The 21,317-nt window shown below is 33.1% G+C and carries 24 protein-coding genes; 20 read left to right on the forward strand and 4 right to left on the reverse strand.

What is annotated here, in order from left to right; genetic code table 11:
* Window positions 1-217, reverse strand: a 217-nt coding sequence (locus F7O84_RS02625; RefSeq protein ID WP_151141643.1) for an IS110 family transposase, incomplete at its 3' end; no start/stop codon positions are given.
* 284 nt (window positions 218-501) lie between these two features.
* On the opposite strand from F7O84_RS02625, the gene F7O84_RS02630 reads away from it, so the two are divergent.
* The 6 genes from F7O84_RS02630 to F7O84_RS02655 all read left to right on the forward strand — a co-directional run bounded on the left by F7O84_RS02630 (window position 502) and on the right by F7O84_RS02655 (window position 5,973).
* Window positions 502-1,722: an O-fucosyltransferase family protein gene (locus F7O84_RS02630; RefSeq protein WP_151141646.1), complete on the forward strand. Its 1,221-nt coding sequence runs from the start codon at window positions 502-504 to the stop codon at window positions 1,720-1,722.
* 29 nt (window positions 1,723-1,751) lie between these two features.
* Window positions 1,752-2,798: an O-fucosyltransferase family protein gene (locus F7O84_RS02635; RefSeq protein WP_151141649.1), complete on the forward strand. Its 1,047-nt coding sequence runs from the start codon at window positions 1,752-1,754 to the stop codon at window positions 2,796-2,798.
* Between the two features lie 2 nt (window positions 2,799-2,800).
* Entirely contained in the window at window positions 2,801-3,760 is a 960-nt protein-coding gene (locus tag F7O84_RS02640; RefSeq protein WP_151141651.1) for an O-fucosyltransferase family protein, read from the forward strand.
* 17 nt (window positions 3,761-3,777) lie between these two features.
* Entirely contained in the window at window positions 3,778-4,806 is a 1,029-nt protein-coding gene (locus tag F7O84_RS02645; protein WP_151141654.1) for an NAD-dependent epimerase/dehydratase family protein, read from the forward strand.
* Window positions 4,807-4,855: 49 nt separating this feature from the next.
* Entirely contained in the window at window positions 4,856-5,449 is a 594-nt protein-coding gene (locus tag F7O84_RS02650) for a hypothetical protein (RefSeq protein ID WP_151141656.1), read from the forward strand.
* Between the two features lie 62 nt (window positions 5,450-5,511).
* Complete coding sequence (locus F7O84_RS02655) at window positions 5,512-5,973, forward strand: DivIVA domain-containing protein (protein WP_151141659.1); 462 nt, start codon at window positions 5,512-5,514, stop codon at window positions 5,971-5,973.
* Between the two features lie 102 nt (window positions 5,974-6,075).
* Here the strand turns inward: F7O84_RS02655 and F7O84_RS02660 are convergent, their stop codons facing one another.
* Complete coding sequence (locus F7O84_RS02660) at window positions 6,076-7,008, reverse strand: GDP-L-fucose synthase family protein (protein WP_151141662.1); 933 nt, start codon at window positions 7,006-7,008, stop codon at window positions 6,076-6,078.
* Between the two features lie 2 nt (window positions 7,009-7,010).
* On the reverse strand, window positions 7,011-8,060 hold the full coding sequence (gmd, locus tag F7O84_RS02665) for a GDP-mannose 4,6-dehydratase (protein ID WP_151141665.1): 1,050 nt from the start codon (window positions 8,058-8,060) through the stop codon (window positions 7,011-7,013).
* Window positions 8,061-8,370: 310 nt separating this feature from the next.
* Here gmd and rimO point away from each other — a divergent pair, with 310 nt between their 5' ends.
* From rimO to F7O84_RS02695, 6 genes are all read left to right on the forward strand, one after another.
* Window positions 8,371-9,708, forward strand: a complete 1,338-nt coding sequence (gene rimO / locus F7O84_RS02670) for a 30S ribosomal protein S12 methylthiotransferase RimO (protein WP_151141668.1) — start codon at window positions 8,371-8,373, stop codon at window positions 9,706-9,708.
* Entirely contained in the window at window positions 9,692-10,240 is a 549-nt protein-coding gene (gene pgsA / locus F7O84_RS02675) for a CDP-diacylglycerol--glycerol-3-phosphate 3-phosphatidyltransferase (protein WP_151141671.1), read from the forward strand. The genes rimO and pgsA overlap by 17 nt, the downstream gene beginning before the upstream one ends.
* The gene (locus tag F7O84_RS02680) at window positions 10,240-11,490 is read left to right on the forward strand and encodes a competence/damage-inducible protein A (protein WP_151141674.1); all 1,251 of its coding nucleotides are present in this window, start codon (window positions 10,240-10,242) and stop codon (window positions 11,488-11,490) included. The genes pgsA and F7O84_RS02680 overlap by 1 nt, the downstream gene beginning before the upstream one ends.
* 173 nt (window positions 11,491-11,663) lie before the next feature.
* On the forward strand, window positions 11,664-11,930 hold the full coding sequence (rpsO, locus tag F7O84_RS02685) for a 30S ribosomal protein S15 (protein WP_151141677.1): 267 nt from the start codon (window positions 11,664-11,666) through the stop codon (window positions 11,928-11,930).
* Window positions 11,931-12,144: 214 nt separating this feature from the next.
* A complete protein-coding gene (locus tag F7O84_RS02690) occupies window positions 12,145-14,232 on the forward strand; it encodes a polyribonucleotide nucleotidyltransferase (protein WP_151141680.1) in 2,088 nt (695 codons plus the stop codon).
* Window positions 14,233-14,386: 154 nt separating this feature from the next.
* Window positions 14,387-15,187: a histidinol-phosphatase HisJ family protein gene (locus F7O84_RS02695; RefSeq protein ID WP_151141683.1), complete on the forward strand. Its 801-nt coding sequence runs from the start codon at window positions 14,387-14,389 to the stop codon at window positions 15,185-15,187.
* A gap of 52 nt (window positions 15,188-15,239) precedes the next feature.
* Here F7O84_RS02695 and F7O84_RS02700 read toward each other — a convergent pair whose 3' ends face one another.
* Window positions 15,240-16,442 (reverse strand): LL-diaminopimelate aminotransferase, encoded by a 1,203-nt coding sequence (locus F7O84_RS02700; protein ID WP_151141687.1) that lies wholly within the window; start codon window positions 16,440-16,442, stop codon window positions 15,240-15,242.
* 300 nt (window positions 16,443-16,742) lie between these two features.
* Here F7O84_RS02700 and sigG point away from each other — a divergent pair, with 300 nt between their 5' ends.
* From sigG to F7O84_RS02740, 8 genes are all read left to right on the forward strand, one after another.
* Window positions 16,743-17,525, forward strand: coding sequence for an RNA polymerase sporulation sigma factor SigG (sigG, locus tag F7O84_RS02705; RefSeq protein WP_151141690.1), 783 nt, complete (start codon window positions 16,743-16,745; stop codon window positions 17,523-17,525).
* A 56-nt stretch (window positions 17,526-17,581) separates the two neighbouring features.
* Window positions 17,582-17,965 carry a hypothetical protein gene (locus F7O84_RS02710; protein ID WP_151141693.1) on the forward strand — a complete coding sequence of 128 codons (384 nt, stop codon included), beginning with the start codon at window positions 17,582-17,584 and terminating at the stop codon, window positions 17,963-17,965.
* A gap of 179 nt (window positions 17,966-18,144) precedes the next feature.
* A complete protein-coding gene (locus F7O84_RS02715) occupies window positions 18,145-18,618 on the forward strand; it encodes an RNA polymerase sigma factor (RefSeq protein WP_279237988.1) in 474 nt (157 codons plus the stop codon).
* Window positions 18,619-19,077 carry a hypothetical protein gene (locus F7O84_RS02720; RefSeq protein ID WP_151141699.1) on the forward strand — a complete coding sequence of 153 codons (459 nt, stop codon included), beginning with the start codon at window positions 18,619-18,621 and terminating at the stop codon, window positions 19,075-19,077.
* Window positions 19,077-19,607: a hypothetical protein gene (locus tag F7O84_RS02725; protein WP_151141702.1), complete on the forward strand. Its 531-nt coding sequence runs from the start codon at window positions 19,077-19,079 to the stop codon at window positions 19,605-19,607. The genes F7O84_RS02720 and F7O84_RS02725 overlap by 1 nt, the downstream gene beginning before the upstream one ends.
* Complete coding sequence (locus tag F7O84_RS02730) at window positions 19,594-19,866, forward strand: LiaI-LiaF-like domain-containing protein (RefSeq protein ID WP_151141704.1); 273 nt, start codon at window positions 19,594-19,596, stop codon at window positions 19,864-19,866. Before F7O84_RS02725 ends, F7O84_RS02730 begins: the two co-directional genes overlap by 14 nt.
* Before the next feature lie 112 nt (window positions 19,867-19,978).
* On the forward strand, window positions 19,979-20,242 hold the full coding sequence (locus tag F7O84_RS02735) for a PRC-barrel domain-containing protein (RefSeq protein ID WP_151141706.1): 264 nt from the start codon (window positions 19,979-19,981) through the stop codon (window positions 20,240-20,242).
* Between the two features lie 125 nt (window positions 20,243-20,367).
* Entirely contained in the window at window positions 20,368-21,234 is an 867-nt protein-coding gene (locus F7O84_RS02740) for a DegV family protein (protein ID WP_151141708.1), read from the forward strand.
* Window positions 21,235-21,317: the final 83 nt, after the last annotated feature.

Raw genomic sequence — 21,317 nt, forward strand, 5'->3', positions numbered from 1 at the left:
TTGTAATGTTTGTGCTGTAATGACCTGTCGATTCAAGTCCTATTTTTACGTTTGAAAAATCACTTGAATCAAGCGCAGATATGATTGAGGTATAAAGTGTATCGAAACCTTCTTTTGTATTTGAAATACGAAGGGAATCCGTAATGATAACACCATCAGAATCAATGATACAGCAGTCATGTTTAGATTTGGCTACATCAATGCCAACAAATAACATAAAGAATCACTCCTTTGTAATAAATTTACGCTGTGTTTCCGCAAACTCTATGCTGAATGTATCCTTGCTATATATAAAACGTCATGCGTTATCTAACTAATTAACAAATAAACATAGAGCTGTGGTTAGAGCCTCCAAAGGAAACAGTCAGCTTATAGGGAAGCTGCCGTAGGTGATTTTACTAATCCACAGCGTCTACAACTGATTATATAGAAAATAATCGAGAAAGGAAAATATGTAGTGAATTTCCCTATGAGTTCATTATACAAGGTGATTTATATATAATGACAGAAAATAAATATATATTAATAAAGGCAATTAGCCATGATATGTGGAAAAATATACACCATTTAATGGAAATGCTTTTGGTTGCAGAATTAACGAATCGTATTCCGATTGTTTATTGGGGAACCACTTGTTTATATAAAAAGGTACTGTTTAATAATGCTTTTGATTTATATTTTGAGCCAATATCTGCTTATAACATTTACGATGTTATAAATAAAGATTTTTCATATTATCCTCCAATATGGAAATATGATAACTTAACTTCAGACGATCCGAATAAAAAAAGACTTAATTATAGAAATCTAGGAGATTTTATAGGAAGCAATGCAAATGTAATAGTAAGCGATATCAATATATATATTACAAGAATTATTCCTTTTATTAAAAAAAATCATCCCGCATTTGGAATGACACCATTACAAGTTTATCGATATTTATTTCAAAAATATCTTAAGTTAAAACCAGATATCATGGAAGAAATAAAACAATTTTATAATAATAATTTTAAAAATACTAATCATACGCTGGCTGTACACCTACCAGGAGACTTCACATTGGATATTTATCCTCAAATTAAGAGGTATCATATGAATATGATTTATCATCCATTGAATCCTAGCTTGTTTTCAAAGAGGAAGAAAACAAAGCCTAGAATTGATCATTTTAAGGTAGATGAAAATATTAAACAATATGAGATTGTTCGTTTCTTAAATATAACTCAAAAAGGAGACCCTTATAAACTTTTAAATCCAGAAATTAAAAATATGCTTAGTAAGTTTAATATTGATAAGATATTTCTAGTAACGGATCGAGAAGATATTATTGAAGAATTTCAAAAAGTATACGGTTCTATGGTGATTTTTAATCAATATGAGCGAACGCCAAGTAGTGATAGTAGTGAACCAAATTATTTGGAAAATCATATGAATATGAGGAGTAAAGGTATTGAAGTTCTTTTGGACACTTATATTGCTTCTATGTGTGAATTTTTTATTGGTTATGGATACTCTGACTTGTCATATGGTGTGACGCATATAAAAGACTGGGCTGAAACAAATATAAAATTAACTTATTGGATGTATGATAAGTTATTTAATTTTTCTTATGAATTTGAAAAAAGCGGGCGCTATTCTCCAGAAGAAGCGGACGGTAAGTATAAACTACTGGCTAAGAGAACAGAAAATTCATTCAAAAAGATACAGAGAGTATTTAATTAATTAGATTAATTGGAGGTGTTTATTAAATAATGTCGGATACTAGATTTCTTCTCATAAAAGCATGGGGATGGGGATTCTGGGCAGATATGGATCATTTGATTGGACAGCTTTTGGTAGCAGAACTTACCAATCGTATTCCGGTGGTTAGCTGGGGAACCAATAGTTTATATAGTGATACCATTTTAACAAATGCATTTGAACTGTATTACGAGCCTGTGTCGAACTATACGTTGAAGGATGTAGCAAGACCGGAATTCACCTATTATCCACCAATTTGGAATTATGTGAATATCATGATAGAGGATTTAGACAAAATTACCTATACGTATCGTGATATCGGAAATATGATGAGCAGTGATGCAAATGTAGTGGTCAGTGATGTTCATTATTTTGCACGCCCCATTATGGAGTATATTAAAAAGGATAATTGGATGTATGGGCTTACTCCCATTCAAATATACAGATGCTTGATTGATAAATATCTTAGACTCAAACCTGATATATTAATGAAAATCGATGACTTTTATAATAAATTTTTAAAAGACAGTGGTCCGTTGTTAGGAGTGCATGTACGTGGTACAGACAAAATAATCGAGGTTGCAAACTTGCCATATTTGAATAAGAGATACCATTATGAGATTAGAAAATACATTAAAAATTTTGATATAAAGAAAATATTAATGATTACAGATAGTCAAGAGATTTTAAATGAGTATATAGATTTATATGGAGACATAATTATTTCTACAGATGCCAACCGAAGTGAAAATAACTCGGAGCACTCAGCTACTCAGGTAGATAATTATATTAACAGGAGAAGTAAAGGAATCGAGGTGTTGGTGGATACCTATTTGGCATCTAAGTGTGATTATTTTATTGGAAACGGTTATTCAAATGTTTCATTTTCGGTTAACAGGTTAAAGGAATGGCCACAGTCCCATATCACACTTTTATATAACTCCTTAAAAGAAGAGATAAAATTGGCGAAGAAACGATCAAAAGTAGAACTTTTAAGAAAACAAAATCAAAAATTGGAACACAGATTAAATTATCCAGAATTATATGGAGGTATATAAAAATGGCAAATGGACGTTTTTTATTGATTAAGTCATGGGGATATAGCCTGTGGGCAGATATTGAGCATGTAATGGTCATGTATCTTGCAGCACAGTTGACAAATCGTATTCCTGTCGTCTACTGGGGAATGGAGAGTATGTATAGCAGTTCAATTAGCTTAAACTCATTTGAATTGTTTTTTGAACCTCTTTCACAATACAGCATTTATGATGTGGTTCATCCGGATAACACATACTATCCTCCTATTTGGAATTTTAGTAATGTCATGATTGACGACCCTGATAAATTAAAATGGGAGTATCGAGACATTAACAGTATGATGGAAAGTAATGCAGACGTTGTAGTTAGTGATGTGTCATATCCTATTAGTGCTTTAATTCCTTTTATCAAACAAGATCATCCTATGTATGGGATGACTCCGCATCAAATATATAGCAAGTTGTATCAAAAGCATTTAATTCCTAAGCCAGAAGTGAAAAAGATGATTCAAAATTTTATCAACAAAAATCCTAATTTTAGGGATGAAAAACCAATTGTTTGCGCTCATGTTAGAGGAAATGCATTGGTTCATGAGATTAATCAGCTTTATAGTGCAAATAGCTTCTATGCACCAGCAATATGGCAGTTTTTTAATATGTATAATGCAAGGCATTTATTTCTTATTACAGACTCAAAAGCAATCGTAAAGGAATATAAGAAATTATATTATACCAATGATATTTTAATTATCAGTAACAGTAAAAAGATACCGTTCAAAGGCCCTGTAAGACAATGCAATACAAATTATCCGAATAAAAGGCATAAGGGGGTTGAACTTGTAAAAGATACCTTTGAGGTGATTAAAGACACCTATCTTGCCACGGAGTGTGATTTTTTTATTGGAAATGGATATTCAAGCTTATCTAACGCAGTGCTTCGCTTAAAGGAATGGCCAGAAACCAATATTAAACTAATTTATTAGAAAAATGAGGATTGAGTATGAGCAAACAGGCTAATTTGATAGAAAGTAATGCGCATACCATTTTAGAAAAAATTGATTTAAGTGCTCTTCAAGGAAAGTCAATTCTAATCACTGGAGCATCAGGGTTAATCGGGATACATTTCTTGTCTTGTTTAAAGATAATAAGAGAGCAAATGAAGGAGCCTTTTCAAGTATTTGGCATCGTAAATCGCAAGCCGCTTGCATTTGTGAAAGAGTTTTTCGATTATGAGCAAGCACATATGTTACAAGGAGACCTAACAGATATTGATTTTTTGAAAAGCTTGCCAAATGTAGACTATATCATTCATGCAGCAAGTTATGGACAGCCGATTCGTTTTATGGAAAATCCACTAAAAACACTTAAACTAAATACGTTAGCAACGTATCTCTTATTTGAAAAATTAAATGAGGGAGGGAAATTTCTCTTTGTCAGCAGTAGCGAAGTATATATTGGACTTAACACTCCTCCTTTTAAAGAAAGTGAAATTGGTACGATCATGACAAATCAGCCAAGAGCATGTTATGTGGAGGCCAAACGATGCGGAGAGGCTATTGTAAATGTATATCGAAGAAAAGGTGTTGATGCAAAAATCGTTCGCTTGTCAGCTACTTATGGACCAGGAACGAGATTGGATGATAAAAGGGTAATTAGCTCATTTATTCAAAAGGCATACAAAGGCGACTTAAAACTTATGGATCACGGCAGAGCCGTTCGAGCATATTGTTATGTGACAGATGCGGTGGAAAATATGTGGAATGTTTTATTACACGGTAAAGATGATATTTATAACATAGGGGGAATTTATAAAAATACAATCGCACAGGTAGCCGAAATAATAGGAGAATTAATAGACGTTTCAGTTGTTTATCCGGATATACCTGATGAAGTAAATGGTTCACCAGAAGAATCCTGGTTGGATGTGGAAAAAATAAATAATGAATTTAAAAAAACAAATTATGTAATGTTAAAGGAAGGAATTAAGAAAACAGTAGAGTGGTATCAATTACTTCAAGAATTGGAGTAATCATTGTAGAAAGTTATTGTATGAATTCAAAACGTAAGGAGATGATTAAATGGATTCTAACAGCAGTCTATTCGATAAAATAAGAGAAAAAAAAGAAAATGAGTTAGTATATAAAGATAATCTACAAAATAGCGGTGTGACAATTGCTATAAGTAAAGCAAAATATTTAGGTGGATATCCTGATATCCTAGATGAGAAAACAGGAGATGTTGTAGTAAAGACAATAGGGGTGTTTTTTAGAGATAACAAATATAATTTTATGTTTGTACCTGTTGAACAAATTGTAAAGGCTGAATTTAGGACGGGAGAACAGGTATCTAAAAATGAAAGGTTATCAAGGATTCTTGCATTTAGCGGATTTGACTTCGCGTTTAACAAAAAGAAAAGAGAAGGTATTATATTTTTAAGTATTACTTACAGAGAAAACCTAGTTGAAAGTAGTATATTGTTCGAATGTAAGAATGCAAATAAAATAGCAAGTGCAATCACAAAAATAGTGCAAGAGCATGCAAAAGAAAAAAAGGTAGAAACGGATACGACATTAATAGAACTTATGAAAGAGATATCCGTTTTGAGAGCTATGAATGTCCTGACAGAAGAAGAGTTTCATCAAAAAAAGATGGATATATTATCACGAATGTAAATAGTATATATTTGCTGTTAACAACATATGATGAAATAGAAGCTTTGTATTGAGGTGGTCAAATGCACTATACGTCAAAGGATTTAGAAAACATTTGCTTTAAAAGAGAATTTATCTATGGATATCATAGAGGACAAATCGATAATATTTTATCCAAAGTGCGTGAAGATTATGAAACACTTCTGAAGGAAAACGATAAACTACAATCTGAAATAGAAATTATGAAAGAAACAGTAAAGCACTATAAGACAATAGAAGAGTCTCTACAACATACTTTGATTTTAGCACAACGCACCAGTGAAAATATAACCAATAATGCGGCTGAAAAAGCAAATAATACAATACGGGAAGCAGAAATTAATGCTCAAAAAATAATAAATAACGCGAATTTGAAAGTAGAAGGAATACAACAGGAATTTGAGGAATTAAAGAAGAGATTAAATGTTTATCGAGTTAAATCGCAGGCACTATTATCTTCTACAATGGAAATTGTCAAAGGTACTGTTACAGATAATGATGATTAGTGACATAATATACAAAGATACAAATCTAATGAGCCTTTGATCTAGGAAAAATCAAAGGCTCATTTTATGAGTAAGGTTACATGATGTGTTTTATAGATATAGTCAGATTTTAAATTTATTTAAATAATCATGATAAGCAATTACAATACCTTCTTCAAAATCTACATTTGGCCTCCAGCCCATGTTATGAATTTTACTGTTATCAAGTACTTTTCTTATTGTTCCATCGGGCTTACTTGCATCAAAAATCAATTCACCTTCATAACCAATTACCTTTTTTACGGTTTCTGCTAATTCTTTAATACTGATTTCTTTGCCAGAGCCGACATTAATCGGTTCACTATCTTCATAGTGATTCATAAGAAAAGTACATGCATTGGCAAGATCATCCACATATAAAAATTCTCTTAAAGGTGTACCAGTTCCCCATATTTCAACGTTAGGTTTGTTCTCTTCTTTAGCTGAATGCATCTTCATCATTAAGGCAGGAATAACATGAGAATTGTTCATGTCATAGGTATCATTCAAACCATAGATACTAGAAGGCATAATGGAAATAAATTTAGTACCATATTGTGTATTATAATGCTGACACATCTTGATTCCTGTAATCTTAGCAAGTGCATATGCCTCGTTTGAAGTTTCAAGAGGTGCGGTCAATAAATACTCTTCTTTAATCGGTTGAGGACATATTTTTGGATAGATACATGAGCTACCTAAAAACATAAGTTTTTTAACATTACTTTTGTAAGCGCTTTTGATTACGTTACATTCGATTAAAAGATTTTGAGTCATAAATTCAGCGGGATAGGTTTTGTTTGCAATAATTCCCCCAACCTTTGCAGCGGCAAGAAAGACATATTCTGGTTGTTCAGTCTGAAAAAACTCTTGGGTTGCCAATTGGTCAGTTAAGTCAAGCTGCGCGTGCGTTCGAACGATTATATTTTTGTATCCATTTTTATATAAGTTTCTTAGAATAGCAGAACCAACCATGCCAGTATGGCCTGCTACATATATTTTACTGTCCTTATCCATTGTTAATATTCCTTTCTATATAAATTGTTATAATTGTTTAAATCGCTGTCTACCATCATATGAATAAGTTCTTTGAAGGACACTTTTGGCTTCCAATTTAATTTTTGTTGTGTTTTTGTTGCATCTCCAAGAAGAAGATCTACTTCCGTTGGTCTGAAAAACTGACTACTGATACTAATGAGTTCTTTTCCAGTTGCGGAATCAAATCCCTTTTCGTTCTCGCCTTCGCCATCCCATACCAAATCAATACCTACATGTTCAAAGGCAAGTTCACAGAATTCTCGAACGGTATGAGTTTCGCCAGTGGCTACCACATAATCGTCTGGGGAATCCTGTTGAAGCATTAGCCACATTGCTTCTACATAATCACCTGCAAAACCCCAATCTCTTTTCGCATCAATATTTCCTAAGATAATTTTATCTTGCCTTCCCTTTATGATATTACTAATCCCAGTAGTGATCTTTCTAGTCACAAATGTTTTGCCTCTGCGAGGAGACTCATGATTGAATAATATACCATTCGTTGCAAATAATTCGTATGCATCCCTATAATTTACTGTAATCCAATAGGCATAGAGCTTTGCTACAGCATAGGGACTTCTAGGATTAAAAGGAGTGTTTTCAGATTGTGGAGTTTCTTTTACTTTTCCAAATAATTCACTAGAAGATGCTTGGTAAAATCGAATGTTAGGGTTTACTTCTTTAATACTTTCTAATAGTCTTAATGTTCCTATTGCATTCACATCTGATGTAAATTCGGGTACATCAAAAGATATTTTTACATGGCTTTGAGCTCCAAGATTATAGATTTCGTCAGGCTCAATATGATAGATAAGTTTATTTAAGTTGTTAGAATCACTTAAATCTCCAAAATGAAGAACAAATTTTTCTTCTTCTGCGAATTTTCCTGTTGACAAATGATCAATTCGCTGGGTATTTTGGGAACTGCTTCTACGAATAATTCCATGTACCTCATAACCTTTATCAAGTAAAAATTCAGCTAAATAAGAGCCATCTTGCCCTGTAATACCGGTAATTATTGCTTTTTTCATATATAATACCCAGTATAATGACCCCAGAGCCACTATACATTTTCCTTTCTATTTATATAAATTTCATGCATATTTTAGTTTTTAACTTAATAATATAATATGTTAGACAGTATATAATGTGACATAAAGCAGCCGAATCAAAGAAAAAGTGTTGATTGAAAATCAAGGATAATGTATTTATTGTTGACCTTTTAAGGTTGAAAGGTTAGAATAAATACTAAGGTCAAAAAAGAAATTAGCTTTTTTGATAGAATTTATGACAAGTAAAGTGGCTTGCTACTTTAGCTTATTCGGAATTAGGAGATTATGTATGAAATTATTATTTATTTCACTCGGCTGTGATAAAAATCTTGTCGATACAGAAATTATGCTTGGAATTCTTTCCAAGGGAGGATTTGAATTTACGGATGATGAAACACAGGCAGATGTAATTGTTGTAAATACCTGTTGCTTTATCAATGATGCAAAAGAAGAGAGTATTAATACGCTTTTAGAAATGGCAGAGTATAAAAAAACAGGTAGCTGCAAAGCATTAATTGCAGCTGGATGTATGGCACAAAGATATAAGCAAGAAATCCAAGAAGAAATTAAAGAAGTGGATGCTATTATAGGAACCACATCAATTGATAGTATTTTAGATGCGGTAAACACAAGTTTAAAAGGGCAAAAAGCTCAGTTTATAGAAAATATAGACCGAATACCAGCACAAAAAGGCAATCGAGTGGTTACAACAGGAGGCTATTATGCACATTTAAAAATAGCAGAAGGATGTAATAAACATTGTACCTATTGTATCATTCCAAAAATCCGCGGTAATTATCGAAGCGTACCGATGGAAGAATTAATCGAAGAAGCAAAATCTCTTGCAGAACAAGGGATAAAGGAGTTGATCTTAGTTGCACAAGAAACAACGCTTTATGGTATGGATTTGTATGGCGAAAAAAGACTTCCAGCTTTATTAAAAGAGCTATGTAAAATCAGAGGAATTGTCTGGATTCGTATTCAATACTGCTATCCAGAAGAAATTACAGATGAGCTTATTGAAACGATTAAAACAGAACCGAAAATATGTCATTATCTTGATTTGCCAATTCAACATGCTAATGATGAGATATTAAAAAGAATGGGTAGAAGAACCAATAAGGCCCAGCTAGTACAAATTATTGAAAAGCTTAGAAATGAGATTTCAGATATTGCACTTCGTACCACGTTAATCACAGGTTTCCCAGGTGAAACAAAAGAGCAGCATGAAGAACTTGTGGATTTTATTGATGAAATGGAATTCGATCGTTTGGGTGTATTTACCTATTCTCCTGAAGAGAATACGCCAGCGGCTTTGATGGACAATCAAGTGGAAGAAGAGGTTAAGGAAGAACGTCGGGCTGAACTAATGGAACTTCAGCAAGAAATTGTATTTGATAATGAAGATAAGATGGTTGGTAGAATCGTAACGGTTTTAATCGAAGGTAAAGTAGTAGATGAAAATGCTTATGTTGGAAGAACCTATAAAGATGCTCCAAATGTAGATGGATACATCTTCGTTCATACCGATGAAGAATTAATATCGGGAGATTTTGTAAAAGTAAAAGTAACTGGTGCAGTAGAGTATGATTTGATAGGAGAGATTGTAGATGAATTTACCGAATAAATTAACTATTTTAAGGGTAATCATGATTCCATTTTTTTTAATCTTTATGCTGACCGATTTTATGGGAGCCAATAGCAAATACATTGCATTGACCTTATTTGTAATTGCTAGTTTTACTGATTTTTTAGATGGGTATCTGGCACGTAAGTATAAGTTGGTAACAAACTTTGGAAAGTTTATGGATCCTCTTGCGGACAAGCTATTGGTGAGTGCAGCTTTAATTTCATTTGTAGAACTTCAGGCCTTATCAGCGTGGATTGTTATTACAATCATAAGTCGTGAGTTTATTATCAGTGGATTTCGTCTTGTTGCTTCGGATAATGGGGTGGTTATAGCCGCTAGTTATTGGGGTAAGTTTAAGACTGTAGCACAGATGATTATGATTATTTTATTAATAATAGATATTCAGGCAAGTTATTTTGTTATTCTGGAAAACATTTTTATTTATCTGGCATTAATTTTGACAATTGTATCCCTGTTGGATTATTTGATAAAGAATAAGGATGTTTTAAGGGAAAGGAGTGTTAAGTAATGGTTGTTGAATTGATATCGGTTGGAACGGAACTTTTACTAGGCAATACAGTCAATACAAATGCAAGTTTTCTAGCAGAAAAATGTGCTGCACTTGGACTATCGTTATATTATCAAACAACAGTGGGCGATAATTTTAATCGTTTGGAAGAAACACTTCAGGTGGCGCTTAATCGTTCGGATGTAGTCATTTTAACAGGCGGGCTTGGTCCTACACAAGATGATTTAACGAAGGAAGTTGCGGCAAAGGTAATGGGAAAAGCACTTGTAGAAGATACTCATACCAAGGAAAGAATTACGGAATATTTTAATAAGAGTCAGGTAAAAACTATAACAGAAAACAACTGGAAGCAGGCTCTGATACCAGAAGGTGCTATTGTCGTAGATAATAACAATGGAACAGCCCCAGGAATTATCATAGAAGAAAATAATAAATCGATTATTATGCTTCCAGGTCCTCCAAATGAATTAATTCCGATGTTTATGGAGGAGATTTATGGTTATTTGAATAAACTACAGCCAGAAATCATTTATTCACAAATTGTGAAATTATGTGGTATTGGAGAGAGTACGGCAGAAACTATGATTCAAGACCTTATTTCAGAACAAAGCAACCCAACCATTGCTCCTTATGCAAAAGTTGGGGAAGTTCATCTAAGGGTGACTGCAAAAGCAAGAGATGAAGAAGAGGCTAAAAAGTTAATTAAACCAGTTGTAAAAGAATTAAAAGCAAGGTTTGGAAACAATGTATTTTCTACTGATGAAAATGAGACATTAGAAGAAGCAGTTATAAAGTTATTGACAAAAAATGAGCTTACTCTTACTACAGCTGAATCCTGTACTGGTGGTATGTTGGCGGCGAGATTGGTTAATGTACCTGGCGTATCTGAAGTGTTTCGACAAGGATTTATCACTTATTCGAATAAGTCCAAACGTAAAATATTAAGCGTACAAAAAAGTACATTAAAAAAATTTGGGGCTGTGAGTGAAAAGACAGCTAAAGAAATGGCTAAAGGTGGTGTCTTTGCAACGGATTCTGATCTCTGTGTTTCTATTACAGGAATAGCAGGCCCAGATGGCGGTACAGAAGAAAAACCAGTTGGATTGGTATATATTGCATGCTATATTAACGATAAAGTAACAGTAAAAGAATTTCACTTTAAAGGAAACAGAGCTAAAATTAGAGAGCAGTCTGTAGTTCGTGCACTTACCTTATTAAGAGAATGTATTCTTGATGTATATAATAAATAGGAAATAAAAATAGTATTTACATAATTTTTTATATATGTTATACTATCTCAGGTATGAAAAATTAGCCAATATTCAGAATTTGGACACTCCGACCTAATTCTTAGTATTCATAACAAATTAAGCGACTTATTGCTTATCTTGTTTGGCGGTTTAAAATGAAGGAGGAAATTAAAATGATTTCAAAGGAAAAAAAGGCTGAAATTATTAAGGCTTATGCTAGAACAGAAGGAGATACAGGATCACCTGAAGTTCAGATTGCAATTTTGACTGAAAGAATCACTGAGTTAACTGAGCATTTGAAAAGCAACAACAAAGATCACCATTCAAGAAGAGGACTTTTCAAAATGGTTGGTCAAAGAAGAGGATTACTTGCATATTTAAAGAAAACTGATATCGAAAGATATCGTGCTTTAATTGAGCGTTTAGGACTCAGAAAGTAATCTTTGCCAAATGCTAGAATTAGGGCGGAGGAATCCGCCCTATATTTATATAATAGGAAATCTTATTTGACGTTCCTATTTTAGCTTTAAAAAGAAAATAGGTAAAAGAATGTACCCGAGACCACTGAAAAGTATATTTTACGTATATTTTAAAGTATGTTTTTCAGTAGTTTCGGTATCTTTTGCCACTATAAAAAGTAAAAGGAGATACAGTATGTTTAAAAGTTTTTCAATGGAATTGGCTGGCAGAACATTAACAGTTGATGTAGGCCGTGTGGCAGCGCAAGCGAATGGTGCTGCACTTATGCATTATGGAGAGACAGTTGTTTTATCAACTGCTACTGCATCTGAAAAGCCTAGAGAAGGAATAGATTTTTTCCCTCTTAGTGTGGAGTATGAAGAAAAATTATATGCAGTAGGAAAAATCCCAGGAGGATTTAACAAAAGAGAAGGTAAGGCATCAGAGAATGCAATTCTTACTTCCAGAGTTATCGATAGACCGATGCGTCCATTATTTCCAAAGGATTATAGAAATGATGTTACTTTGAATAATCTTGTTTTATCGGTTGATCCTGACTGTAGTCCAGAATTAACTGCAATGCTTGGTTCAGCAATCGCAACAGCGATTTCAGATATTCCATTTGATGGTCCTTGTGCGACCACACAAGTTGGTTTGGTAAATGGTGAATTTGTATTTAATCCAAATGCAGAACAAAAATCAATTTCAGATTTACAACTAACAGTAGCTTCTACAAGCGAAAAAGTTATCATGATTGAAGCTGGAGCAAATGAAGTTCCAGAAGATAAAATGATAGAGGCTATTTTTGCAGCTCATGAGTTAAACCAAAAGGTAATTGAGTTTATTAATAAAATCGTAGCAGAGTGCGGAAAGCAAAAACATGCCTACGAAAGCTGTGCAATACCAGAAGAATTATTTGCAGCAATGAAGGAGATTGTTACTCCACAAGAAATGGAAGAAGCTGTATTTACAGATGTAAAACAAGTAAGAGAAGAAAATATAAGAATTATTAGAGATAAATTTAATGAGGCATTTGCGGAAAAAGAAGAGTGGCTTTCTCTTATTGACGAAGCATTGTATCAGTATCAGAAGAAGACTGTTCGTAAGATGATATTAAAGGATCAGAAACGTCCAGATGGAAGAGCAGTTGATGAAATCAGAAAGCTTTCTGCTGAAATTGATATTATACCTAGAGTTCATGGATCAGGTATGTTTACACGTGGACAGACTCAGATTTGTACGATTACAACCTTAGCGCCATTATCAGATGCGCAAAGAATTGATGGACTGGATGAAGCAGAAAAGTCCAAACGTTATATGCATCACTATAACTTCCCATCATATTCAGTTGGTGAGACAAAGCCATCTAGAGGACCAGGTCGTCGTGAAATTGGACATGGAGCATTAGCGGAAAAAGCATTGATTCCAGTGCTTCCTAGTGAAGAAGAATTTCCATATGCAATCAGAACTGTGTCAGAGACGTTTGAGTCAAATGGTTCTACATCTCAGGCAAGTATCTGTGCGTCTACGTTGTCATTGATGGCAGCAGGTGTACCAATCAAAAAACCAGTAGCAGGTATCTCAACAGGATTAGTGACTGGTGATACAGACGATGAATATATTGTATTAACAGATATTCAAGGACTGGAAGATTTCTTTGGTGACATGGACTTTAAGGTTGCTGGTACACATGATGGTATCACAGCAATTCAAATGGATATAAAAATTCATGGTTTGACCAGACCAATTATTGAAGAGGCTATCAGAAAGACAAAGGAAGCCAGAACCTTTATTTTAAATGAAGTTCTTATTCCTACCATTGATAAGCCAAGAGAAGAAGTTGGTAAATACGCGCCTAAGATTGTACAGATTCAGGTTGATCCAGCAAAGATTAGCGAGATTATTGGACAAAAAGGTAAGACAATTAATAAAATTATTGAAGAAACTGGTGTTAAGATTGATATCACAGATGACGGAAAAGTATCAATCTGTGGCATTGATGCAACAGGTATTGAAAGAGCAAAAGAAATCATTTTAGCTATCGTAACTGATATTGAGGCAGGTCAAGTTATGACAGGTAAAGTTGTTAGAATTATGCAATTTGGAGCGTTTGTTGAATTAGCTCCAAATAAAGATGGTTTAATTCACATTTCTAAATTATCAAAAGAACGTGTTAATAAAGTGGAAGACGTTGTAAATATTGGTGATGTTGTTACTGTAAAAGTAATTGAAGTTGATAAAATGGGTAGAATTAATCTAAGTATGCGTGATTTAACTGAATAAGACTTTTAAAAGGGGTTCCTAATGGGAACCTCTTTTTGTAGGCGCACTAGCAAAGAGTAGGGGTTAGGAGAGTATTTAAGGGGAGTATTCCTTTACAGCAAGTAGGAAGTGGTGTATAATCGGAGCAGAATAAAAGAAAGGCTTGGTTAATAATATGTATTTAGCAGATTATCATATTCACACAAGGTATTCCTTTGATGGAGTTGAAAGAATAGAAGATATATGCAACAAAGCGATAGAATTAGGTATGGATGAAATTGCATTAACAGATCATATGGACATCTTTAGTAATAAGCCTTATGGAGACGTTCTAGATTGCAGGCAGTTATATAACGAAATTGACCAAATGAAAGAAAAATTTGAAGGTAGGCTTACGATTCGAAAAGGAATTGAATTAGGACAACCACAAGCAAATCCTGTGGAAGCAAAGCAATTTTTACAAGATTATACTTTAGATTTTGTGATTGGTTCCATTCATAACATCCGAGATGATGTTGATGTGTATGAATATGATTTTAAGAAACTGGATTGTAATAAAGTATATGAAGACTACATAGAAGCATTGATTGAGCTTGCTATGAACTATGATTTTGATGTAGTGGGTCACCTTACCTACCCGCTTCGTTATATGTTTCAAAGAGAAGGAGTAAGACTTAACTTGGATCCTTATGAAGATAGGTTTCGAAAACTTTTTAAGATAGTAATACAACGAGGCAAAGGAATTGAGGTTAATACATCTGGTTTGTTACAGTCTATGAATGAAACGATGCCTTCTTTATCTGTAATAAAGCTTTATAAAGAGTGCGGTGGAGAAGTGATTACGATTGGTTCAGACGCACACAGGATAGAACATTTGTCAACTACAATTAGACAAGGACAAGATTTGATTAGAGAAGCTGGATTTGAATATATTACTACCTTTGAAGAACGAAAACCTATTTTTAAAAAAATATAAAGGGAACCCTCAAACAAGTTAGGGTTCCTTTTATGTTATACGGATTAATTTGCTACTTCGAAAGAAGTTTTTCGATTCTTTCCATTGCCTCAATGGTATTTTCTCTGTTTCCAAACGAAGTCAAACGGAAAAATTTCTGTCCGTTTTTACCAAAGCCTGCACCAGGTGTACCAACCACTTGAGCATTTTCTAGTAAGTAATCAAAAAAGGCCCAAGAATCCATACCATTTGGGCATTCAAACCAGATGTATGGAGAATTAATACCGCCAAAGAAGCGAATATTTTTCTTTGCAAGTGTATCAGCAATGATTTTAGCATTTTCTTGATAAAATTTAATGTTTTCTCTTGATTGTGCCATTCCTTCTTTTGAAAAAGCAGCAGCAGCACCCTTTTGTACGATATAAGATACACCGTTAAATTTAGTCGATTGTCTACGATTCCACATAGCATTCAGAGACATAACTGTTCCATTGGAAGCGGTAATGGTAAGCTCTTTAGGAACTACAGTATATCCACATCTTGTACCAGTAAATCCAGCTGTTTTTGACAAGGAACAAAATTCAATGGCACATTTTTTAGCACCTTCGATTGCAAAAATACTTCTTGGAAGAGATTCATCTGTAATAAAAGCCTCGTATGCAGAGTCAAATAATATAATTGCATCATTTAATAACGCGTAATCAACCCATTCTTTTAACTGTTCTTTTGAATAAGTTGCACCTGTTGGATTGTTTGGTGAACAAAGGTATATAATATCTGCATGAACATTTTTATCTGGCATTGGTAAGAAATTATTCTCAACATTTGCATCAATATAGATAATATTTCTTCCGTCCATAGTATTTGTATCAACATAAACTGGGTATACAGGATCTGGAACCATTACAATGTTATCTTTATCAAATAAATCGGTAATATTACCTGTATCACTCTTTGCTCCATCTGAAACAAAGATTTCATCCGCTTCTACTGATACGCCATTTCTTCCATAGTATTCAACAATTGCGTTACGAACAAAATCATAACCTCTTTCTGGACCATATCCTTTAAAGGAATCCGAGGAAGCCATTGCATCAACACCTTCGTGAAGTGCATGAATCATCGTGCTTCCAATAGGAAGCGTAACATCGCCAATACCAAGGCGAATTACTTTTTTATCAGGATTGGCAGTAGAATATTTTTCCACTCTATGAGCAATTTCTGAGAATAAATAACTTTCTTTTAGATTTAAGTAATTTTCATTTAGTTTAGCCATACGATTCTCCTTTACAATAAGCATTAAAAGAGCTTATATTTTATTTTAATGTTAACAAAGATAGTGTTCTTTGTCAAGACTACGCTTTTGATAATAATTCTTGATTAGAAAAAGCAAAATAATAGTTGAAAGAATAAAAGTAGTAGATTATAATATGTCTAGTTAAATTAACATATTCTTTTCTACTCATCTATCGCAATTGTCAAGGACTAAAATTTTATAAAATTTCATGATAGACAGGTATAGTCATGCTTTATAGTGAGAAGACTTTTACTAGAAAAATCTAGGAGGGATCTTACTATGGCGCTTAATAAAGTTGAAATTTGTGGTGTAAACACATCTAAGTTACCTTTACTTAAAAATGATGAAAAAGAGCTTCTTTTTGAAAAGATTAAGCAGGGTGATGAAACTGCTAGAGAGACATATATAAAAGGAAACTTAAGATTGGTTCTCAGCGTAATTAAACGTTTTTCTAATAGCAATGAAAATGTAGACGATTTATTTCAAATTGGTTGCATTGGTCTTATTAAAGCAATTGATAATTTTGATTCAACATTAGATGTAAAATTCTCAACGTATGCGGTTCCAATGATTATCGGAGAGATAAGAAGATATCTACGCGATAACAATTCAATCAGAGTAAGTCGTTCACTTCGTGATACCGCGTATAAAGCAATTTATGCAAAAGAAAATCTGATAAAAAAGAATTCCAAAGAGCCTACGATAAATGAAATTGCAACAGAGATTGGTATTAGTAAAGAAGATATAGCATTTGCACTGGATGCAATTCAAAATCCAGTTAGTTTATATGAACCTGTTTATACAGAAGGTGGAGACACGCTTTATGTAATGGATCAAATTAGCGATAAGAAGAATAAGGAAGAAAATTGGGTAGAAGAAATTTCTCTTAGTGAAGCTATGAAAAAATTAAATGAAAGAGAAAGCTATATTATTAAATTAAGATTTTTTGAAGGAAAGACACAAATGGAAGTGGCAAGTGAGATTAATATATCACAAGCCCAAGTATCAAGACTTGAAAAAAGTGCATTAAAGAATATGAGAAATTATTTAAAAATAAAGTAGAAGCTTATATCGTTTCTACAAATTGTTGAATTACAATCTGTGAAAGAGGTAACATCATGAATAGGATGAAAAGTGCTTTTATTGGCAGGCATGGTATCGATCAATTAAATATTGCATTATTGGTTATTACTTTGATTATGGCTGCTACTACTTTAATAATAGAAAGTAATGACATGGGATTATTATGTTGGTTTCCTTTTTTATATTGTCTTTATAGAATGTTTTCCAAACAACATATTGCAAGATATAAGGAAAATGTACGCTTTATGAAGTGTTTGTCACCCATTTTAAAACCATTGTATGTAAAAGTGGCAAGAGTAAAAGATAAGCAACATAAATATTGCCAATGTCCTTCTTGTAAACAAACAATACGAATTATTAAGTCGAGGGAGAAGATAACCATTTCTTGTCCAATGTGTAAATCAGAATTTATAAAATAAATAAACTAAATAAACTAAGACCATTCTAGCAAAAATACAGAATGGTCTTTTTTCATTTAAAAAAAATTAAAAAAAGTTCAGAAAGTTGAAGACAGATTGAATTTTAATTCGTTATAATAAATGAACAGATAAAAAAGGAGGCGGATAAAATTAATCAAGAGGAATATTTTGAATATCTAATCGAGAACTATCAAAATTTAGTATATTCGATATGCTATAAGACGATTGGAAATAGTTTCGATGCAGAAGATTTAACGCAAGAAGTATTTTTATCCGCATATAAAAAACTATCTGAGTTTGATCGAACATATGAAAAGGCATGGTTAGGAAAAATAGCGGCTAATAAATGTTTGGATTTTATAAAACAAGCAGGACGAAGAAGTGTTCCTACCAGCGATACATATTTTTTAGAATTAGCATCCGATTCCATTTCACCAGAAGAAGATTATTTGATGAAGGAATCAAAGAAAGAAGTACTTTTTATCTGTAAGCAGTTAGCAACTCCCTATCAAGAGGTAGCATTAGAACACTACTATAAAGAATTATCTGTTCAAGAAATAGCAAAGAGAAATGGAAAAAACATAAAGACAATACAAACCCAGTTATATCGGGCTAAGGCGCTGATAAAGAAAATCTTAGAGAGGAGTGACTAAATGCACATTGATGATAAAGTATTAAAAAAATTTCAAAAAGGAACTTTGGATAGTAAAGAATTAATAGAAGTTCTTAAACATTTGGATACTTGTAGTTTTTGCACGGATAGGTGGATGGAGTTAGAAAATGAAGAAATGATTCAGGCTCCTTCCTATTTGAAAGAAGATATATTAAAACGTGTACATAAGGCAGATGTACAAGTAAATATACACATTAAAAAAACATCAAAGAAAACAGAGCTGTTTTTTTACAGTTTAAAAACAACTGCAGCAGTTTTGGGCGCATTGATTTTACTCATCTCAATAAGTTATGTGAATACAACGGAAAGGTTATTGGATTATAAAGATAAGGCATCGCCATCCGTTTCAATTAGTGAGAAACTGAATGAAAAAAGTAACGAGATAGTAGATATTATGACGTATTTTTCAAATCAAATTATAAATGGAGGTAAGAATTAATGACAAAACAAAAAAATGGATTTTGGACGTTCATATTTTCCCTAATCCCTGGTGCAGGAGAGATGTATATGGGATTTATGAAACAAGGAATTAGTATCATGACGCTTTTTTGGCTTTTGATTGCATTGTGCAGTTTCTTTAATACAGGAGTATTTTTATTTGGACTACCATTGTTATGGTTTTATAGCTTTTTTAATGTTCATAATTTAAAATCACTAAGTGAAGAAGAATTCTATAGCATTACTGATGATTATGCATTTCATTTGGAGGCATTTATCGCTGATAAGAAAGGGCTTGTTAAAAAATATCATTCTATCATCGGGGGAGTACTTTTATTTAGTGGGCTGACAATATTATGGAATAATTCTTATGAATTTATTTATTATATTCTTCCTGATTATTTTGGTTCAATTGTTTATAGAATCGGAAATATGGTTCCTCAGTTTGTACTTGGTATAGGAATCATTCTCTTTGGTATTTCGATGATAAGAGGGAAGAAAAAGGAGCTTGAAGAAAATGAGAACGCATAGAGTTGGAACGATTACATTAGGTTTATGTTTAATTGTGTTTGGAACTTTGTTTTTTATTCACATGTTTCTTCCAACACTTCGCTATGAAACGATATATAAGCTTTGGCCAATTATGCTTATAGCATTGGGAGTTGAAGTATTGTTAACAAATGTAAAGGTAGAAAAAGATGCATTTATATATGATAAGGGGGCTATTTTTTTGATGATTGTAATTTGTTTTTTTGCGATGACTTTGGCAACGTTTGAGGTTCTATTTTGAATTTATTTGCCTAGAATTCAAAGTGTGAGGAAGACTCACACTTTTTTTCGTATTTAATAACAAAATCTTAGTGTTGTTAATATAATGATAGAAAGAAATCTTTGGTGGTTGTATGCGACTTTGTGATTTTAAAGACAAACAGGTAATTAATCTATGTGATTGCTGCGTAATTGGCTGTGTCTCTGATATTATATTCAATGAATGCACTGGGAAGATAACAGATATCATTGTTCCAGGTCCTGCAAGGTTATGTGGGATATTTGGAAGAGATTCAGAGTATATTATTCCGTGGAATCACATATGTCAAATCGGACCAGATATTATTCTTGTTAAATTAACGCATGAAGAGGCCAAGGCACATAAGGTGATTTTTTGATAGAAGGCACTAAAGCATCCTCTACCTAATATTATATCAGGTTCTAGTCTTGTTTTTAAACGTAATAGATGATAAAATGCTTATTATAGTATTTGAATGTAATGATATATGGAGGATAAAATATTTTGAATAGAGTAGCAATCATAACAGATAGCAACAGTGGAATAACGCAAGCTGAAGCAAAGAAATTAGGTATATTTGTACTTCCAATGCCATTTACAATTGATGGGGCAGAGTACTTTGAGGACATCAATCTGTCAGTCGAAGAATTTTATGCTAAGTTAGAAGCAGATGCTGATATATCAACTTCTCAGCCTTCCATAGAATCTGTGACGTCTTTGTGGGATGAGGCTTTAAAAGAATATGACGAAATTGTACATATTCCAATGTCGAGTGGATTAAGCGGATCTTGTAGTACTGCTATGGTATTAGCCCAGGATTATGAAGATAAAGTTGAAGTGGTGAACAATCAAAGAATATCAGTAACTCAAAGACAGTCTGTCTTAGATGCAATCGAACTAGTAAACAAAGGAAAATCAGCAAATGAAGTAAAAGAAATTCTAGAAAAAAACAAATTTGAATCTAGTATATATATCATGGTAGATACTTTGAAGTATCTAAAAAAGGGTGGTAGAATAACCCCAGCAGCAGCGGCACTTGGTACCATGTTAAGACTTAAGCCAGTTTTACAGATTCAAGGTGAGAAGCTAGAAGCATTTGCAAAAGCCAAAACGATTAAGCAAGCGAAATCTATTATGATGAAGGCTATCCACGATGATATTGACCAACGTTTTGGAGGATTAAATGCAATGGATGTTTCCTTGTTTGTTGCTCATAGTGCGAATGAAGAAGCGGCGAATCGTTTAAAAGAAGAATTGCAAGAGATTTATCCAGGGGTATCCATTTATGTAGATGATTTATCTTTAAGTGTTTCATGCCACATAGGACCAGGCTCACTTGCCATTGCAACATCACGTAAAATAAAGGAATAAATACAGGTAATGAATTGCCTTTACTTAAAACAGCCAAGTGTTATGCACTTGGCTGTTTTGTAATGCAAAATCATTTTAAGTTG

This window comes from Candidatus Galacturonatibacter soehngenii (assembly GCF_008830185.1).
Taxonomy (GTDB): domain Bacteria; phylum Bacillota; class Clostridia; order Lachnospirales; family Lachnospiraceae; genus Lachnotalea; species Lachnotalea soehngenii.